Origin of the sequence: Luteimonas fraxinea (genome assembly GCF_021233355.1) — a bacterium.
Lineage (GTDB): Bacteria > Pseudomonadota > Gammaproteobacteria > Xanthomonadales > Xanthomonadaceae > Luteimonas > Luteimonas fraxinea.
In genome coordinates, this window is sequence record NZ_CP089507.1 from 2,690,379 (window position 1) to 2,706,856 (window position 16,478).

The window sequence follows — 16,478 nt, forward strand, 5'->3', positions numbered from 1 at the left end:
TGCCCCGCGCTGTTAGGTTACGCGCCTCGATGACCATCGGTGTCATTGAAGGCACAGAGAAGGCGCGCAACGCGACCTTCCGCACAAGCAACAGACCACAGGTTTTGGGGAAGGAGCGCATTGATGGATCGAATCCGTAGCAGCCGGAAGACACCGGTTACCTTGCTGGCCGCCGGCATCGCTGTCGTCCTGTCTTCGCCGGCGATGGCGCAGCAGTCCACGGAGCAGGAGCGCGCCGTCGACATGGCCGCCGTAACCGTGACCGGCTATCGCGAAAGCCTGCAGAAGTCGCTCGACGAGAAGCGCTACAGCGTGGAACAGGTCGACGCGATCTTCGCCGAGGACATCGGCAAGTTCCCGGACCAGAACCTCGCCGAATCGATGCAGCGCATTGCCGGCATCTCGATCGATCGCGAAGGCGGCGAAGGCCAGCGCATCTCCGTGCGCGGCCTGGGCTCCGACTTCACCCGCGTGCGCCTCAATGGTCTCGAAGCGCTGGCGACCGCCGGCAGCGGCAGCGCCGGCGTCAACCGTTCGCGCGGTTTCGATTTCAACACCTTCGCCTCCGAGCTCTTCAGCCAGGTCAAGGTCAACAAGACCCAGTCGGCGCAGATGGATGAAGGCTCGCTGGGCTCGACCGTCGATCTGCGTGGCTCGCGCCCGTTCGACTTCAAGGGCTTCCGTGCCTCGGCGAGCGCCCAGGTCGGCTACAACGAGCTGTCGGAAGAGAACGATCCGCGCGTCTCCGGCCTGATCAGCAACACCTGGGCCGACGGCCGCGTCGGCGCGCTGCTGTCTGCGTCCTACAGCCAGCGCACGATCTTCGAGGAAGGCTACAACCCGGTCCGTTGGGAACACGGCAACCACCGCAATTCCAACCAGTCCAACGTGGCCAACAACGGCACCTACGGCTTCTGTTCGCCGGCCGGATACAACCCGCAGACGCCGCGCAATCCGCTGGCGAACGAAACCCCGGCCGGTGTCGGCAGCCAGGCCAACCAGGACCGCAACAACGGCTGGAGCAGCTACGGCATCGACGCCAACAACTGCGGCACCGGCCTGCCGCGTCCTGCCGCGACGCCGGAGAATATCGCCGCCTACGAGACCGCGACCAATGCCTGGCTGCCGCGCTACCCGCGCTACATCCGCACCAAGCACGACATCGAACGTCTCGGTGTCACCGGCGCGTTCCAGTTCCGCATCAGCGACGACACCCTGCTGAGCTTCGACGCGCTGTACTCCAAGCTCGACAAGGACCAGCGCGAGGATTCGCTGGGCGCCAACCTGCACCGCGCGGCCAACCTCGGCGGCAAGACCCAGATCGTCGTGCGCGAAGCGCAGGTCGACGACCGCAATCGGCTGCAGTACGGCGTGTTCGACAACGTCGACTTCCGCACCGAATCCAGCCAGATCGAAGAGTCGACCGAGTTCAAGCAGTTCAGCCTGCAGCTCGAGCACCGCTTCAACGATGCCGTGCGCCTCGACGCGACGATCGGCCATTCGTCGTCGGACTACTCGCGCCCGATCTTTTCGATGGTCAGCTTCGACAACGCGAACCTCGACGGTTTCGTGCTCGACCTGCGCGGCGATCCGGAAATGCCGAGCATGACCTTCCCGTTCGACACCAGCAGCCCGGATGCGTGGCAGTGGCTTGGTTACGGCGCGGTGCCGGTCAACAGCAACGGCACGGCCCGCGGCGCGAACATCAGCGAAGTGCGTCTGAATCCGAACTACGTCAGCAATGCGTTCGATTCGGCCAAGGTCGACCTGTCGTTCGATCTCAATCCCACATTCACCTTCCGCACGGGCCTGGCGTGGAAGGACTACGACATGAGCACCGAGGAATACCGGCACATCAGTTACGGACGCCTGCCGCAGGCGCTGCCGGCCGGGGTGACGATCGGTGACCTGAGCACGACGCTCGACGGCTTCGGCAGGAACCTCTCGGGCAGCATGCCGGCCTCGTGGCTGATTCCGGATTTCGACAAGATCGCCGGCCTGCTGAACATCTACAGCAACGCCGACAACGGCGTGCCGGGCGGTGATTACCGTCTCGCCGGCATTGGCCACTTCGGTTCGTCGAACAACAACTTCTCGGTCAACGAGCGCAGCATGGCGACCTACGCCCAGCTGGACTTCAACACCGACCTGTTCTCGCGTGCACTGCGCGGCAACGTGGGCGTGCGACTGGTCAAGACCCAGATCAACGCCGCCGGCTGGGCGCCGTGTCCGACGGGCGGCGAGGCGAATTGCGAGCGCGTGTTCGGTGTCGCTAACGCGACGTCCGCGGCCGGCGACCGCTTCGTCGTCGAGAGCGTCGTCGGCCACAACTACACCGACGTGCTGCCGTCGCTGAACCTGTCGTGGGATCTGACCGACACCTTCGTGATGCGCTTCGGCGCGGCCAAGACCATGGCCCGTCCGACGCTGACCTACATGTCGCCCAGCGTGACCGGTGGCCCGACGAACTTCTTCGACGACGGCCGCTTCTACTCGATCAACCTCGGCAATCCGAAGCTCGATCCGTTCCGCTCGACCAACTTCGACCTCAGCGCGGAGTGGTACTTCGGCGAGGGCGCCCTGCTGTCGGCCGCGGTGTTCTATAAGGACATCGAGACCTACGTGCAGCGCACGCGTCTGCTGAGCACGTGGTCGGAACTCGGCTACTCGCTGGATCTGCTGCCGCCTGGCTTCAATGCCAACACGATCTTCAACGTGCAGAGCTACTACAACACCCCCGGTGGTCCGCTGAAAGGCTGGGAGCTGACCTACCAGCAGCCCTTCACCTTCCTCTCGGGGTTCTGGAGCAAGTTCGGCGTGCAGATGAACTACACGCATGTCGATTCGGACATCGAGTACATGTTCAGCACCGCGGCCAGCAACAACACCGCGGTCGTGACCCAGATCACCGAGAACCAGCTGGTGAACCTGTCGCCGAACTCGTACAACGCCACGCTGTACTACGACGATGGCCGCTTCAGTGCGCGCGTGTCGACCAGCTATCGCGACGGTTACATCGGTGAAGTGCTGAGCCGGGAGAACATCGTCGATCTCGACGGCAACCAGTTCGGGACCGCCGACGTCACCGGCAAGCACAGCGTGCGCAACGTCGACTTCAACACCTCGTACAAGCTCACCGACAAGCTGAGCCTGACGTTCGAAGCGGTCAATCTGCTCGACACGCCGGATCGTCGTTACGTCGATTCCGACCTGATGCTGCCCGACCGCTACACCACGACCGGTCGCCAGTACTACGTCGGTGCGCGCTATCGCTTCTGAGGTCTCCCTGCGTCGCCCGCTGCCGTCGCGGATGCGACGGTGGCGGGGGCGTGTCTGCCTCTCGCTGTCATTGGCACTGCTCGCGCCGGCCGCACTGGCCGAGCGCGCGTTCGATGTCGGCACTGATGACGCTGCGTTCGATAATGTGCAGGCCGCGGTCGATGCGGCAGTCGCAGCCGGCGATGCCGCCACGATCCGGATTGCAGCGGGCATCTGGCGCGGCGTCGTCGACGTGCCGCCGGACGCGCCCGCACTGCGGCTCATAGGTGCGGGCACGCAGCACACCCGCATCGTCCAGAATCACTACGCGAGCCGGATCGATCCGCGCACCGGCGAAGCGTTCGGCACCTACGGCTCGGCAACGATGTTCGTACGCGCCGACGATTTCCATGCCGAGAAACTGACCATCGCCAACGACGCCGGCCCGGTCGGGCAGGCCGTTGCGCTGGTCGTCGACGGTACGCGCGCGTCCTTCGATGACGTACATCTGCTCGGTCACCAGGACACGCTGTATCTGCGCAATGCCGGCACCCGTGCGTGGTTCCGCGACTGCCGCATCGAAGGCACGGTCGATTACGTGTTCGGCGCGGCGACCGCCCTGTTCGAACGTTGCGCGCTGCATTCGATTGGCGACGGCTATGTCACCGCGCCGTCGACGCCCGCAGACCAGGCCCACGGCTTCGTGTTTCGCGATTGCACCTTGAGCGCCGCGCCCGGTGTGAGCCGTGTCTACCTCGGACGGCCTTGGCGGCCGCATGGCGCCACGCGCTTCGAGAACTGCCGCATCGATGCGCCGGTGCCGGCCGAGGGCTGGCACGACTGGGGCAAGCCCGACAATCAGACCACCGCACGCTTCGCCGAGCACGCCAACACCGGCCCGGGCAGCGCGCTCGACGGCCGTGTGTCCTGGCTGCGCGATACCGCGGCTGCACCCGACACCGCCACGCTGATGCAGGACTGGAGACCGTTCGAATGAGACGTCCGATGCGTGTGTTGCAGTGTGCCGTGCTGCTGGTGGGCCTCGTCGCGGGCACAGTGGTGTTCGCCGCTCGAGTGGATCCGGTCGCCGAGCGCATGTTGCAGGCGCAGACCGCGTCGGGCGGCTGGCCCAAGCATCTCGACGGCAAGGCCATCGATTACGCGAAGCCGTTCGATGCCGCCGCGAGCGCCGCGCATGCGCAGGCCGATCGCGCTGACGACGCGACGATCGACAACGATGCGACCACGCGCGAGATCGCGCATCTGGTGGACGCCTGGCGCACGCACGGCGACGCCCGCTACCGCGATGCCGCCGTGCGCGGCGTCGACTACCTGCTCGCCGCGCAATACGCCAACGGCGGCTGGCCGCAGTTCCATCCGGACCGCTCCAGCTATCGCGGCCAGGTGACCTTCAACGACGACGCGATGACCCAGGTCGTCGGCCTGCTGCAGGACATCGCCGAAGGCGAAGGCGCACTCGCGGCATTGCAGCCGCTGCGTGGCGACGCCGCGGCGGGCGCGGTCGAACGGGCGATCGCATTGATCCTCTACCTGCAGGTCCGTATCGACGGCACGCCGACGATCTGGGCCGCGCAATACGACGAGACCACGCTGCAGCCGGCCACCGCACGCAGTTACGAGCTGCCGTCGCTGGCGAGCAGCGAGTCGGTCGCGATCGTCCGCCTGCTGATGCGACAGCCGCCGTCGCCGCGCGTCGTCGATGCGATCGAGAACGCGGCGGCATGGTTCGAGGCGCACGATCTGGAAGACACCGCGATCGAACGCATCGGCCGCGACGGATCGCGTCCGCGCGATGTCCGTCTCGTCGCGCATGCGGGCGCAAAGGTCTGGGCACGGTTCTACGATCTGCAGCGGCAACAGCCGTTGCTGGTCGATCGTGGCGGCGCGGTGGTCGCGTCGCTGGCTGACATGTCGCAAGAACGCCGCACCGGCTATGCCTGGTACGGCATCTGGCCGCAGGCGCTGCTGGAAAAGGATCTGCCGCAATGGCGTCGCCGCCATGCGCTGGAGGGCCGACAATCCGTAATGACGTGCCGGCTGCGGCTGGCGCGCGCTGTCGAGGAGATCGAGTGTTGAACCAGATGTCGAAGCGAATCCTGGCCGTCGCCTGTGCCCTGGGCCTGTCCGCCGCCGTCCATGCGGACGATACGCCCCGCCTGCTGTTCCACGTGTCGGCCGACCAGGATTTCGTCGCCGATACCGCGGCCGGCGATCCGGTGCCGAACTTCAAGGACAAGGTGCGCCTGGTCGATGACGGCGTGCGCGGCCGTGCGATCGAATGGGACGACGACGGCGTGCTGTCGTGGAACGCACCCGGCAACATCGACGCCGCACGCGGCACGCTGAGCTTCTTCTGGCGCTCGCGTGATCCCGTCGGCGAGGCGCCGTTCGTGATCTTCCGCGTCGGCTATGCCGACCACTCCAGCTGGGACATGGCCTGGCTGCGCATCGACTGGAACGGCGAAGGCTTCGACGCCTTCGTGACCGACGCCAACCTGGCGCGCACGCGCGTCTCGTTCAAGATGGATGCCGCGCCCGCCGCCGATGCGTGGACGCATGTGGCGTTTGCTTGGGACGAGACCATCGGCGTGCGCCTGTACGTCGACGGCCGCGAGGTGGCGCGCGAAGACCGCCCGGCGAATGCGCAGGCCGGCTTCGACTACGACGCCGGGCTGGACCAGTTCGGTCTGGCCGCGCGCATCCTCGCGCCGCACCAGGTGCAGAGCCGCTACAACTTCCTGCGTGGCAGCGATTTCGACGACATCCGCGTGCACGACCGCATGCTCGACGCCAGCGGTGTGCAGGCCGTGCGCGGTTTCCGCGCGCCGACCGCTGCCGTGGCGCCGAATGATCGCCATGCCGCGTGGCTGTTCCGCCACGGCTGGGCGGACGGCGCCGCGCCGCCGGTGCTCGACGCGCCGGTGACGACGATCCGCAAGGTCGAGTTCGCCGACACCAAGGACCTGAAGCTGTGGATGTGGAAGGCCACCGACGGCATCGCCGAGACGACGTGGCCGGGCGTCTACAACCGCTCGCGACTGCGCGGGCGCGACGACTACTTCCAGTTGCCCGACTGGAACACTTATGTCGACGGCGGCAAGGCGCTGGATCTGACCCTGCCTGATGAACCCTTCAACCGCATCGAACTACGCGGCGCCGCGTATGGCGAAGCGACCTACGGCGCCGATGCCGACACGCAGCAGCCGCTGTTCTCGCGCCATCAGGGCACAGTGCGCAGCTTGGATGACTTCGAGACCCGGCAGGGCGGTCATCTGCGCTTCGCCAACACCGCGCAGGAAACCCCGATCCAGGAGATCTGGGCCTACCACGTCAGCGATGCCGCCGAGCCCGAAGGCTCGGTGAAGCAGGCGTACACGATCCGCAGCAATGCCGAGATCGACTACACCAACCTCGCCGACCTGCGCGCCTTCATCGAAGGTCGTTACGCCCCCGAAGAACGCAGCATGGTGCTGGCGCTGCCGGGTCGCGCGGCCTTCCGCGAACGAACCACGCCGCCGGTGCGCGAGGCCAAGCAGCCGATCGTGCACGTGCTGATTCCGTCGGGCATCGGCAACGCGCCGGCCGCGCAGCCGTTGATCCGCAGCTGGGCGCACAGCTGGGAGAACATGTACGACGGGCTCGACGGCATCGCCATCGACATTCCCGCATTGAAGCTGCCGGCGACGCACAGCGTGGACGGCGCAGACGCGATCCCGCTCAACATCCGCATCAAGGATCCGATCTGGCCGGCGCGCGACATGATCGACGTGTCGGTCTCGGTGACACCGGGCGAGAAGCGCACGCTATGGCTGGACATGCGCGACCGCATCCTGACCCAGGACAGCCTGTGGATCAGCATCGCCTCGGCCGCACCGGGATTCGATGCGGCCGCGCTCGACGGCGCCGAAGTGCGCATGGTCTACAAGCCGCGCGAAGAGGCGATCGCCGAGCACGTCACTGATCGCTTCAACCAGGTGCGCGACAACTGGGGCTTCCTGGTCGAGGAGCACACGACGTCGAAGCGTCAGCGTCTGTATGCGCGCGCGTTCGCGGACATCAGCGATCTGCTGCGGGTGGATCCGGGCCACGAACTGGGCCGGCGCTACTGGAACTACATGAGCTACAACAGCCAGGGCCTGCCGCCGTTCGAGCAGCCGCAGGCGCCGGCCGGCGTGCCGCTGTGGGCGTTCCGCCAACTGGAAGACCTCAAGGCCGTGCGCCACTTCATCGAGTGGTGGATCGACGAGCGCCAGGTCGAGTTCGGCGATTTCGGTGGCGGCATTTCCGACGACAGCGATCTGTCGCAGCAGTGGCCGGGTCTGGCGCTGATGGGCGTGATCCCGGACAAGATCAATGCTTCGATCACCGCACTGGCCGATGCGGCCTACGCGAACGACATGTTCGCCGGTGGCCTGTCGACGATCGAGACCGACGAGCTGCATGCCTACGAGGAAGGCATCAACACCAACAGCGCGATGTACCTGCTCAACTGGGGCGACCCGCTGACCACGACGCGCCTGATGGAAACCGTGCGCGATCTCGACGAGAAGATCGTGCTGCGCAATCCGCAGGCCCACGTGCTGTTCTCGAGCAACTGGTTCGGCGGCAACAAGGTCTACCGCGAGCCGCGCTGGCAGTGGCAGAAGCCGTACTCGTTCCCGGTGCTGCATCCGGCGTTCCTGCTCGGTGTGTTCAATGCCGACCCGACCAGCCGCGCGATGATCACCGGCCTGGCCGATGGCTATCTCGCCCACGCCTACACCGACCAGAAGGGCGCCTGGCAATTGCCCAACGAGATCAACTGGGCAACCGGCGAGCGCCGCGGTGGCGATCTGTTCGACGGTTCCGGCGGCGCCGACACCATGCACCTGTACTGGGCCGCGTGGCGCTGGACCGGTGACGAAAAGTACCTGCAGCCGCTGCAGTACCGCGTGGACCGCAGTGGTCCGGCGGGCCTGTCGAACCTGGCCGAGAACTACGTCGACGTGCTCGGCAAGCGCGAGGACTGGGGCACGCGTCTGCAGCAGTCGGCCGACAAGGGCGACACCGGCGTGCAGAGCGTGTTCGCCTGGCAGCAGACCGGCAACAAGGCGTATCTCGAAGCCCTGCATGCCGATGGCATCCAGGCCAAGGCGATGCGCGAATACATGAACACCGAAGGCCACTGGTGGTCGGACCGTGTCGATGCGCCGAGCGAGTTCCTGCAGCGTGCCCGCCTCGGTGGTCTGGCCCTGCGTCGCAACACCACGTATCCCGGTCACACGGTGAGCTGGCGCTTCGCCGACGACGCGCAGGCGGAAACTGTCGCACTGCTGGTGTCGGCGCCATCGCGCGAGGCGTTCAAGGTGATCGCGCACAACACCGGCGCGCGCACCGCGAACGCGGCGATGACCGGCTGGAACGTCGCGCCCGGCCGCTGGCGCATCACCAGCGGTGTGGACCGCAACGGCGACGAGACCATCGACGGCCGCGCGCAGACGCGCGAGGTGCTGCTGGAGTCGAGCGCATCGGTGGACCTGTCGTTCGCGTCCGGCCAGACCCAGGTGTTCGAGTTCGAGCTGATCGAAGCCGGCACGCCGGTCGAGATGCGCGCCGACATCGGCATCGGTCGCGGCGACGTGCGCGTGGTCGACGGTGCGGTCGAGGTGACCGTGCATAGCCTCGGCCATGCCGATGCGCCGGGCGGCGTCGCGATCCTGGAGGACGCGCGGGGCCGCGAGCTTGCGCGTGCAGACATTCCCGCACTCGAAGCGCCGCGTGACCTGCAGCCGCGCAACGCGACGCTGCGTCTGGAACACGCGGCCGGCGTCGATCCGCGCGGTGGCCGCGTGCGCATCGCGCTGCCGGGTGACGGCGAGGAAGTGACGCGACTCAACAACATCGCCGAGGTGCATTGATGCCGGCGCATCGCGGTCTCCGGGCCGCGCTGCTGGCGGTCGCGATCGCGGGTGCCTGCACGGCACCGGCCATCGCGCAGCCGCCGATGGCGCCGGGCATGTGGATGCCGGATCAGGGAAACGGCACCTACGCCAATCCGATCCTGGCCGGCGACTACTCCGATCCGGATATCGTCCGGGTCGGCGAGGACTACTACCTCACCGCGTCCAGCTTCGCGAACGTGCCCGGCCTGCCGGTGCTGCATTCGCGTGATCTGGTGAACTGGACGCTGGTCGGCCATGCGCTGACCCGTCTGCCGCAGGCGCACCACGACGTGCCGCGTCGCGGTGGCGGGGTGTGGGCGCCGGCGATCCGCCATCACGACGGCCTGTTCCGCATCTTCTGGGGCGATCCGGATTTCGGCATCTACACCGTGACCGCCAAAGATCCGGCCGGTCCGTGGAGCGATCCGATCCTCGTCGACAATCCCGGCGGCGCGATCGATCCGGCGCCCTTTTGGGACGACGACGGCCAGGGCTGGATCGTCTACTCGTACGCGAAATCGCGCTCGGGCAAGATCAATCTCGTCGCGCTCAAACAGCTCGACGACAGCGGCACGCGCGCGGTCGGCGAGGAACGCATCATCGTCGACGGCGACACGCTGGCGCAGGTCGAGACCTCGGACGGGCCCAAAACTTGGGTCGTCATCGAGGGCGGCAAACTCTACAAGCGCGACGGCTGGTACTGGCTGTTCACGCCGGCCGGTGGCGTCAAGGGCGGCTGGCAGGGCGTGTTCCGTTCGCGCGACATCGCCGGGCCGTACGAAGCGCGTAACGTGCTCGACCAGGGCGACACGCCGGTCAACGGTCCGCATCAGGGCGGCTGGGTCGACACGCCGCAGGGCGAACACTGGTTCGTGCATTTCTCGGATGCGGATGCGTACGGGCGCCGCGTGCATCTGCAGCCGATGACCTGGAACGCCGACGGCTGGCCGCTGATCGGCACGCCGCAGCCGGGCATGCACCGCGGGCAGCCGGTGCTGACGCATGCAAAGCCCGCATTGCCGCCGCAGCCTGCGATTGCGCCGGTCGTCGACGACAGTTTCGATGACGGCTTCCACATCGGCTGGCAGTGGCAATCGAATCCGGCGGCCGACTGGCATGACGCATCCGCCAAGGGCGTGCTGCGGCTGAAGTCGGCGTCGTCGCCGGACAACCTGTGGGAAGCCGGCCACGTGCTGTCGCAGAAGCTGCCGGGCATGACCTTCAGTGCGACGACGACGCTGGAGTTCGCACCGGTCGCGGTCGGCGAGCGCGCGGGGCTCACGCTGTTCGGTGCTGCCTACGGCTGGATCGGACTCGAGCACACGGCGGACGGCACGCGTCTCGTGCAGGTCACGCGCGAGGACGCGGCCGGGCAGGGCGATGCGCGCAGCGTGACTGCCGACGTCGCGATCGACGGGCCGGTCCACCTGCGTGTCGATGTGGCGCCGGTCGAAGTCGCCGTCGCGCCGCCGGCGGATCCCACGCGCTACTGGCCGTCGATGGAACGCGCGTATCACGCACGCGCCCAGTTCCACTACAGCCTCGACGGCGACACCTGGATCACGCTCGGCGAACCGGTGACTGTGCTGCCGGGTCGATGGGTGGGCGCGCAGCTGGGCCTGTTCGCGCAGAGTCCGGCCGGCACGCCGGCGTTCACTGCGACGCGCGTCGGCTACGCGGACTTCGACGACTTCCGCGTGCGCTGAGGCAAGCGGCGCGCGTCGTTTCGACCCGCGTCCGCTCAGAGAATCAGGTTGCGTCGCAGCGCCGGCACCTGCTGCGCGAGTTCGTCGGCAACGATTGCCGCGAACAGCGCGGCGCCTTCCGGGCCGAGATGCGTGTAGTCGAACGCGAGCTTGGCCTGGCCCATCGGTTCCGTGGCGGCGTTGTCCTGGGCGATGGCTGGTGAGGGTGATGCTGAAGTCGCCACAGGCGCAGCGGACGGCGGCGCACCGATCGTCGTCCCCGCCTGCGCGGCCACGACCTGTTCGGGCGCCGCAGGACGTTGCGCTGTGCGCATCGCCAGCACCGGCCCCATGCCCTGCACCAGCGCCCGGCTGCGTGCGTGCAGGTCGACCAGCGAGACATCGAGTTCGCGTGCGACCGTGCGCGTTGCCTCGGCCCAGGGCGCGAGATCGTCGAGCAGCTTGCCGTTTTCGAACTGGCGCCGCGTCAACGGCGTGACCAGCACCGGATGCGCACCGGCGGCGCGGATCTCGGCGACATAGCGGCGCAGGTTGTCCGGGTACTCGGTCGCCAGATCGGTCGAGCGGCCCGGCTTGCCCGGCTGGTCGTTGTGGCCGAACTGCACCAGCACATAGACCGCATCGAAGGGCCCGGCGCGCATCTCGTGCAACGCGATCTCCCACGAGCCTTCGGCGCGGTAGTTGTAGGTGCTGCGGCCGCCGCGGGCGAGGTTGGTGCAGGCGAGAAACGAGGCGACATGACGATCGCAGAACGCACCGCCCCAGCCGCCCTGTACGGCGGTCGTGGAATCGCCGACCAGCACGATCTTGCTGGCACGGATCGGCGTCACCGGCGGCCGCAAGGGGTCATCGGCCGCGATCGCGGACCACGGCGCGAGCACAGCGCAGGCGAGGGCGGTAGCAAGATATCGACGCATCAACACGGTTCCAGGCAGGGAGTGGAGGGCGACGGTCCGTGTCGCGGCATCAGCCGGCGCGTCTGCCGCATCCAGTGCGGACACACACAGGCCGAAGTCGCGGTTACTGGGTGCCGCGTTGCACGAACGGCGCCTGCTGGTAGAGCCGGCGCTCGCCGCCGCGCGGGTCGTCTTCGAGGCGCGGCGCCGCATCGAACACCATCGTCTCGCGCGACGCCATCGAGTACGGCGCCCAGGCCGGCATGCCGGCGTGGTTGGGATCGCCGCTGCGTGCGAAAGCCAGCAGGGCGTCGCGCAATGCCGCAGCCACGGTGCGCGCTTCATCGGTGTCGCCGGTCTTCGCGCCGGCCACGTCGGTGTTGCCGAACACCAGCGGAATGTCAAGCGTGTGGAATGCGCGCAGGCGCTTTCCTTCCCCGGTGCGCGGATACCAGTCGAGCTGGTAGGCCCAGGTGTTGGTGCCTTGCGCGGCGCGTACTTCCAGTTCCTCGACGGCGCCACGCCACGAGCGTCCGGCCGTCGTCGCGGCGAAGAACACCTCCGACGGCGTGTAATCCGGATACAGCCGCCGGTACTCGGCGACGACGACCGCAGGATCGAGATCGACGAACTGCTGCGTGCGCAGCTTCGCCGGCAACGCATCCCAGGTCAGCGCGAAGTTGTCCGGATCGTTGCCGAGGAAGGCGCGCGTTTCGTCGCGCGTGTTGCCGATGACCATCGGGATGCCGGCCGACTGCGGCGGCGCATCCGGCCAGAACGGATGGCGCGGCAGATGCACGGTGTCGACGACCGGGCCGAAATACAGCGCGCTGTCCTCGACACGCGAGGGATCGCGCGCGCGCTGCGCATCGAGCAGCGCCTGCATCGGCAGCGTGCGCAGCCGGTCGAGTTCGCCGGGTGCGATGCCCAGCGCATCCAGAAAGATCTGTGCGCGTTGCGTGGCGGCGCGCGGTCCTGCGGCGGTGACCTGCTGGCCGCTCATCGTCCATGCGCGATGGAACAGGCCGCGCGCGGCCGGCATCGCCATCAGCGTCGCGATCTTCGCGCCGCCGCCGGACTGGCCGAACACGGTGACGTTGCCGGCGTCGCCGCCGAACTCGGCCGCATGCGCGCGGACCCATTCCAGCGCCTGCACCAGATCGAGCTGGCCGACGTTGCCGGCATACGCGAACGACGCATCGCCGAGATCGCGCAGATGCAGATAGCCGAACGCGTTGAGCCGGTGATTGATCGTGATCACCACGACATCGCCGCGGCGCGACAGCGCGCCGCCGTCATAGAGCGGATCGCTGCCCGATCCGGTGTTGAACGCGCCGCCGTGGATGTAGACCAGCACGGGGCGCTTCGCGCCATCGCGCAAGGCCGGCGTCCAGATATTGAGGCGCAGACAGTCCTCGCTGCCGGGTCCATCGCTGCCACGCTGCGGGGCGGACGGCCCGTAGTCGAACGCATCGCGCACGCCGCGCCAGGCGGTTTCCTGCAGCGCCGGCTGCCAGCGGCGCGTCGCCGTGTCGGCGCCATAGGGCACGCCGCGGAAGACATGCACGCCGTTCTCGACGCTGCCGCCGATCCGGCCGCTGCGCACGCGCGCGACCGTAGTGTGGGGTGATGTGGCGGCAAATGCGCCGGGCAGCGCGGACAACGCTGCGACGCCGGCGCCGACGCCCAACCAGTGGCGGCGGCCGGGATCGGTCGGGATGTCAGTCATGGTGTCGGGTCTGTTCCTGGATCCAGTCGATGGCGAGCTGTGGCCAGCGGGCGAGGGCGCCCGTGGCGCCGCGCGTGCCGAAGCCATGTCCGCCATGCGGGAACACGTGCAGCGAGGTCGGCACGCCCGCGCGCAGCGCGGCGGCGTGCATCGCCAGGGCATTGCCGACCGGCACGACATCGTCGTCCTGCGCATGCAGCAGGAACAGCGGCGGCGTGCGGCTGTCGACGTGCAGATCGGGCGAATAGCGGTCGAGCGCGATCGCTTCGGGCGTGTCGCCCGCGGTGAGGACACGCGCGCGGGAGCCGGCATGCGCCACCGGTGCATGCATCGAGATCACCGGATAGACGAGCAGGGCGAAGTCGGGCCGGAACGATTGCGTATCCGCCGCGTCCGTAGCGGCGTAGACCGCATCCGGCGTTGTGGCGAGACGCGCGGCGACGTGCCCGCCTGCGGAAAAGCCCATGACGCCGACGCGCGCCGGATCGATGCCGTAGTCGGATGCATGCGCACGGATCAGACGCATCGCGCGTTGTGCATCGGCCAGCGGCGCATCCGCGCCTTCGGCATGCGTGCGATCCGGCAGCCGATAGCGCAACACGAACAGGGTGATGCCGGCCGCGTCCACGAACGCCGGCACCAGCGCCGTGCCCTCCTTGTCGAGGACGACGCGCGCATAGCCGCCGCCGGGCGTGACCAGCAGCGCGGTGCCGTTCGGGCGCTGCGGCGCGTACACGGCGAGATAGGGTGCGCGGACGTCTTCGATGATGCGATCGGGCAACGCGGGATCGTCGCTGCGCTCGGTGATGCGTCTAGTTGGCGCGTCCTCTGCGGTGTCCCACAAAACGATCGTCGGCACCGCATCGTCGCGTGCGAGTGCAGCATGAACGACTGCAGGCAGCGCGAGCAGTAAAACGCTCAAAAGCGCTGTAAATCCACGTTTCCGCATCGCAACCGCCCTCTCTTCCAACCGCGTCTTCGTGTTTTTGCCGCAGTGCACATTGAAGATGACACCGGTTTACCATACAAGACACCCCCAGGCACCGCGATCTGCGGTGCAGCAAACGGACCCAGGCCAGGAGCAACCCGCTTGAACAACGCCTCCGCGCATCCGTCGACGTCGAATCCGACGCCGAGCGACGCCACCCGCGGCATCGTCGACGCCTTCCTCGACGCACGCCGGAACGGGCAGTCGCTGCCCGGCTTCCCCGGTGACATCCCCGATGATCTCGTTGCCGCATACGCGGTGCAGGACGCTGCAATCGCGCAGTGGCCCGACACCCTGGTCGGCTGGAAGGTCGGCTACATCGCACCGGAAAAGCGCGATGCCTCCGGTGACGAGCGTCTGCTGGGACCGGTGTTCCGCAACCGTCTGCAGCAGGCCGGCGAGGCCACGGAGTTCCATGTCTTCGCAGGCGGTTTCGGCGCGATCGAAGCCGAATTCGTGCTGCGTCTCGACGCTGACGCACCGGTGGACAAGATCGACTGGACGCCCGACGAGGCGGCTGCTCTGCCGGCGACGCTGTTCATCGGCCTGGAAGTCGCCAGCAGCCCGCTGGCCACGATCAACCAGCTCGGCCCGCGCGTCGTGGTGTCGGACTTCGGCAACAACAACGGTCTGGTCGTCGGCGGCGAGATTCCGGACTGGACCTCGCTCGACGAAACCACGCTGAGCGCGGAGAGCTGGATCGACGACACGCGCGTCGGCACCGGCGGTGCGACCACGCTGCCCGGCGGTCTGCGCGCGGCGTTCGCCTTCGCACTGTCGCGCTCGGCGCGTCGCGGCCGTCCGCTCAAGGCGGGCGAACTGATCGCGACCGGCAATGCCACCGGCATCCACGACATCCTGCCGGGCCAGCGCGCCCGCGTGGTGTTCGCCGGTCACGGCGAGATGGTGCTGACGGCGCGCGCCGCGGCACCGCAGTCGGAGGAGGGCGCGGCATGACGACACGGCGCGCATTCCTCGCCGGACTCGGTGCGGCCTGCGCCGCGCCGTTGATCCCGTCCGTGTCGCGCGCCGACGAGGCGAACACGGTCCTGACCGCCACCGACGTCCACGTCGCCGATTACCCCACCGTCAACGCGGTGAAGTGGATCGGCGAAACGATGGACCGCGAGACCAACGGTCGCGTGCGTCTGCGCCAGTACCACTCGGGCCAGCTGGGCCGCGAGTCGGAGGCGATCGACATGGCGCGCTTCGGCGCGATCGACATGACGCGCGTCTATGCCGGTGCGCTCAATAACGCGTTTCCGCTGACCACCGCACTGTGCCTGCCGTATGCATTCGATTCCGTCGCGCACATGCGCCACGCGCTCGACAGCGGCGTGGCGCAGACCGTGCTCGACGGCTTCGGCACGCGGGATCTCGTCGGCATGGCCGTCTACGACAGCGGCGCGCGCTGCTTCTACAACACGCGCCATCCGATCGTCACGCCGAAGGATCTGCACGGGTTGAAGCTGCGTGTTGCCTCGTCGGACATGTTCATCGACCTGGTGCGTCTGCTCGGTGCGAACCCGACGCCGATGTCACTGGGCGATACGTTCTCCGGCATGGAGACACACATGATCGACGGCGCCGAGAACAACATGCGCAGCTTCCATTCCAGCCGTCATTTCGAGGCCGCGCATTACTGGTCGCAGAGCGAGCATTCGTATGCGCCCGACATCCTGCTGATCTCGCGCCGCTCGCTGGATGCATTGCGTCCGGGCGATCGCGATCTGCTGATCGACACTGCACGTGCGTCGGTGCCGGTGATGCGCAAGATGTGGGACGAGTCCGAAGGCGCAGCGCGCCAGCAGGTCGCCGATTACGGCATCGAGTTCAACGATGTCGACATGGACGCGTTCCTCACCGCGGCGCAACCGATTCGCGACCGCTACCTGCAGCAGCCGGAACTGCAGGCCCTCTACCGTCGCATCCGCGACCTCGCCTGATTCGACTGAATCC

Annotated in this window: 10 protein-coding genes; 7 read left to right on the forward strand and 3 right to left on the reverse strand. The window is 67.7% G+C overall.

The window, feature by feature from the left end; all coding sequences use genetic code 11:
* Positions 1–123: 123 nt before the first annotated feature.
* From LU699_RS12125 to LU699_RS12145, 5 genes are read left to right on the forward strand one after another with little or no spacing between them, the layout of a single operon-like run.
* Positions 124–3,279, forward strand: coding sequence for a TonB-dependent receptor (locus tag LU699_RS12125; protein WP_232580184.1), 3,156 nt, complete (start codon positions 124–126; stop codon positions 3,277–3,279).
* Positions 3,280–3,310: 31 nt separating this feature from the next.
* Positions 3,311–4,255: a pectinesterase family protein gene (locus LU699_RS12130; RefSeq protein WP_232137884.1), complete on the forward strand. Its 945-nt coding sequence runs from the start codon at positions 3,311–3,313 to the stop codon at positions 4,253–4,255.
* 8 nt (positions 4,256–4,263) lie between these two features.
* Entirely contained in the window at positions 4,264–5,355 is a 1,092-nt protein-coding gene (gene pelA, locus LU699_RS12135; RefSeq protein WP_232137882.1) for a pectate lyase, read from the forward strand.
* A gap of 5 nt (positions 5,356–5,360) precedes the next feature.
* Positions 5,361–9,176, forward strand: coding sequence for a LamG domain-containing protein (locus tag LU699_RS12140; protein WP_232137880.1), 3,816 nt, complete (start codon positions 5,361–5,363; stop codon positions 9,174–9,176).
* Positions 9,176–10,906: a glycoside hydrolase family 43 protein gene (locus LU699_RS12145; RefSeq protein WP_232137878.1), complete on the forward strand. Its 1,731-nt coding sequence runs from the start codon at positions 9,176–9,178 to the stop codon at positions 10,904–10,906. Before LU699_RS12140 ends, LU699_RS12145 begins: the two co-directional genes overlap by 1 nt.
* 35 nt (positions 10,907–10,941) lie before the next feature.
* On the opposite strand, the gene LU699_RS12150 is transcribed toward LU699_RS12145, so the two are convergent.
* The 3 genes from LU699_RS12150 to LU699_RS12160 all read right to left on the reverse strand — a co-directional run bounded on the left by LU699_RS12150 (position 10,942) and on the right by LU699_RS12160 (position 14,480).
* On the reverse strand, positions 10,942–11,823 hold the full coding sequence (locus tag LU699_RS12150) for a rhamnogalacturonan acetylesterase (protein WP_232137876.1): 882 nt from the start codon (positions 11,821–11,823) through the stop codon (positions 10,942–10,944).
* Positions 11,824–11,926: 103 nt separating this feature from the next.
* A complete protein-coding gene (locus LU699_RS12155; RefSeq protein WP_232137874.1) occupies positions 11,927–13,531 on the reverse strand; it encodes a carboxylesterase/lipase family protein in 1,605 nt (534 codons plus the stop codon).
* On the reverse strand, positions 13,524–14,480 hold the full coding sequence (locus tag LU699_RS12160; protein ID WP_425491143.1) for an alpha/beta hydrolase: 957 nt from the start codon (positions 14,478–14,480) through the stop codon (positions 13,524–13,526). The genes LU699_RS12155 and LU699_RS12160 overlap by 8 nt, the downstream gene beginning before the upstream one ends.
* A 141-nt stretch (positions 14,481–14,621) precedes the next feature.
* On the opposite strand from LU699_RS12160, the gene LU699_RS12165 reads away from it, so the two are divergent.
* Together LU699_RS12165 and LU699_RS12170 are read left to right on the forward strand one after the other, a co-directional pair.
* Positions 14,622–15,476 carry a 2-keto-4-pentenoate hydratase gene (locus LU699_RS12165; RefSeq protein WP_425491142.1) on the forward strand — a complete coding sequence of 285 codons (855 nt, stop codon included), beginning with the start codon at positions 14,622–14,624 and terminating at the stop codon, positions 15,474–15,476.
* Positions 15,473–16,465 carry a TRAP transporter substrate-binding protein gene (locus tag LU699_RS12170; RefSeq protein WP_232137871.1) on the forward strand — a complete coding sequence of 331 codons (993 nt, stop codon included), beginning with the start codon at positions 15,473–15,475 and terminating at the stop codon, positions 16,463–16,465. The genes LU699_RS12165 and LU699_RS12170 overlap by 4 nt, the downstream gene beginning before the upstream one ends.
* The last annotated feature ends 13 nt before the right edge of the window (positions 16,466–16,478 follow it).

What these genes read in the sequence shown, in the direction of transcription:
- LU699_RS12125 (WP_232580184.1), top strand. Translation starts at nt 124, where the DNA reads ATGGATCGAATCCGTAGCAGCCGGAAGACACCGGTTACCTTGCTGGCC.
- LU699_RS12130 (WP_232137884.1), top strand. Translation starts at nt 3,311, where the DNA reads ATGCGACGGTGGCGGGGGCGTGTCTGCCTCTCGCTGTCATTGGCACTG.
- pelA (WP_232137882.1), top strand. Translation starts at nt 4,264, where the DNA reads ATGCGTGTGTTGCAGTGTGCCGTGCTGCTGGTGGGCCTCGTCGCGGGC.
- LU699_RS12140 (WP_232137880.1), top strand. Translation starts at nt 5,361, where the DNA reads ATGTCGAAGCGAATCCTGGCCGTCGCCTGTGCCCTGGGCCTGTCCGCC.
- LU699_RS12145 (WP_232137878.1), top strand. Translation starts at nt 9,176, where the DNA reads ATGCCGGCGCATCGCGGTCTCCGGGCCGCGCTGCTGGCGGTCGCGATC.
- LU699_RS12150 (WP_232137876.1), bottom strand. Translation starts at nt 11,823, where the DNA reads ATGCGTCGATATCTTGCTACCGCCCTCGCCTGCGCTGTGCTCGCGCCG.
- LU699_RS12155 (WP_232137874.1), bottom strand. Translation starts at nt 13,531, where the DNA reads ATGACTGACATCCCGACCGATCCCGGCCGCCGCCACTGGTTGGGCGTC.
- LU699_RS12160 (WP_425491143.1), bottom strand. Translation starts at nt 14,480, where the DNA reads ATGCGGAAACGTGGATTTACAGCGCTTTTGAGCGTTTTACTGCTCGCG.
- LU699_RS12170 (WP_232137871.1), top strand. Translation starts at nt 15,473, where the DNA reads ATGACGACACGGCGCGCATTCCTCGCCGGACTCGGTGCGGCCTGCGCC.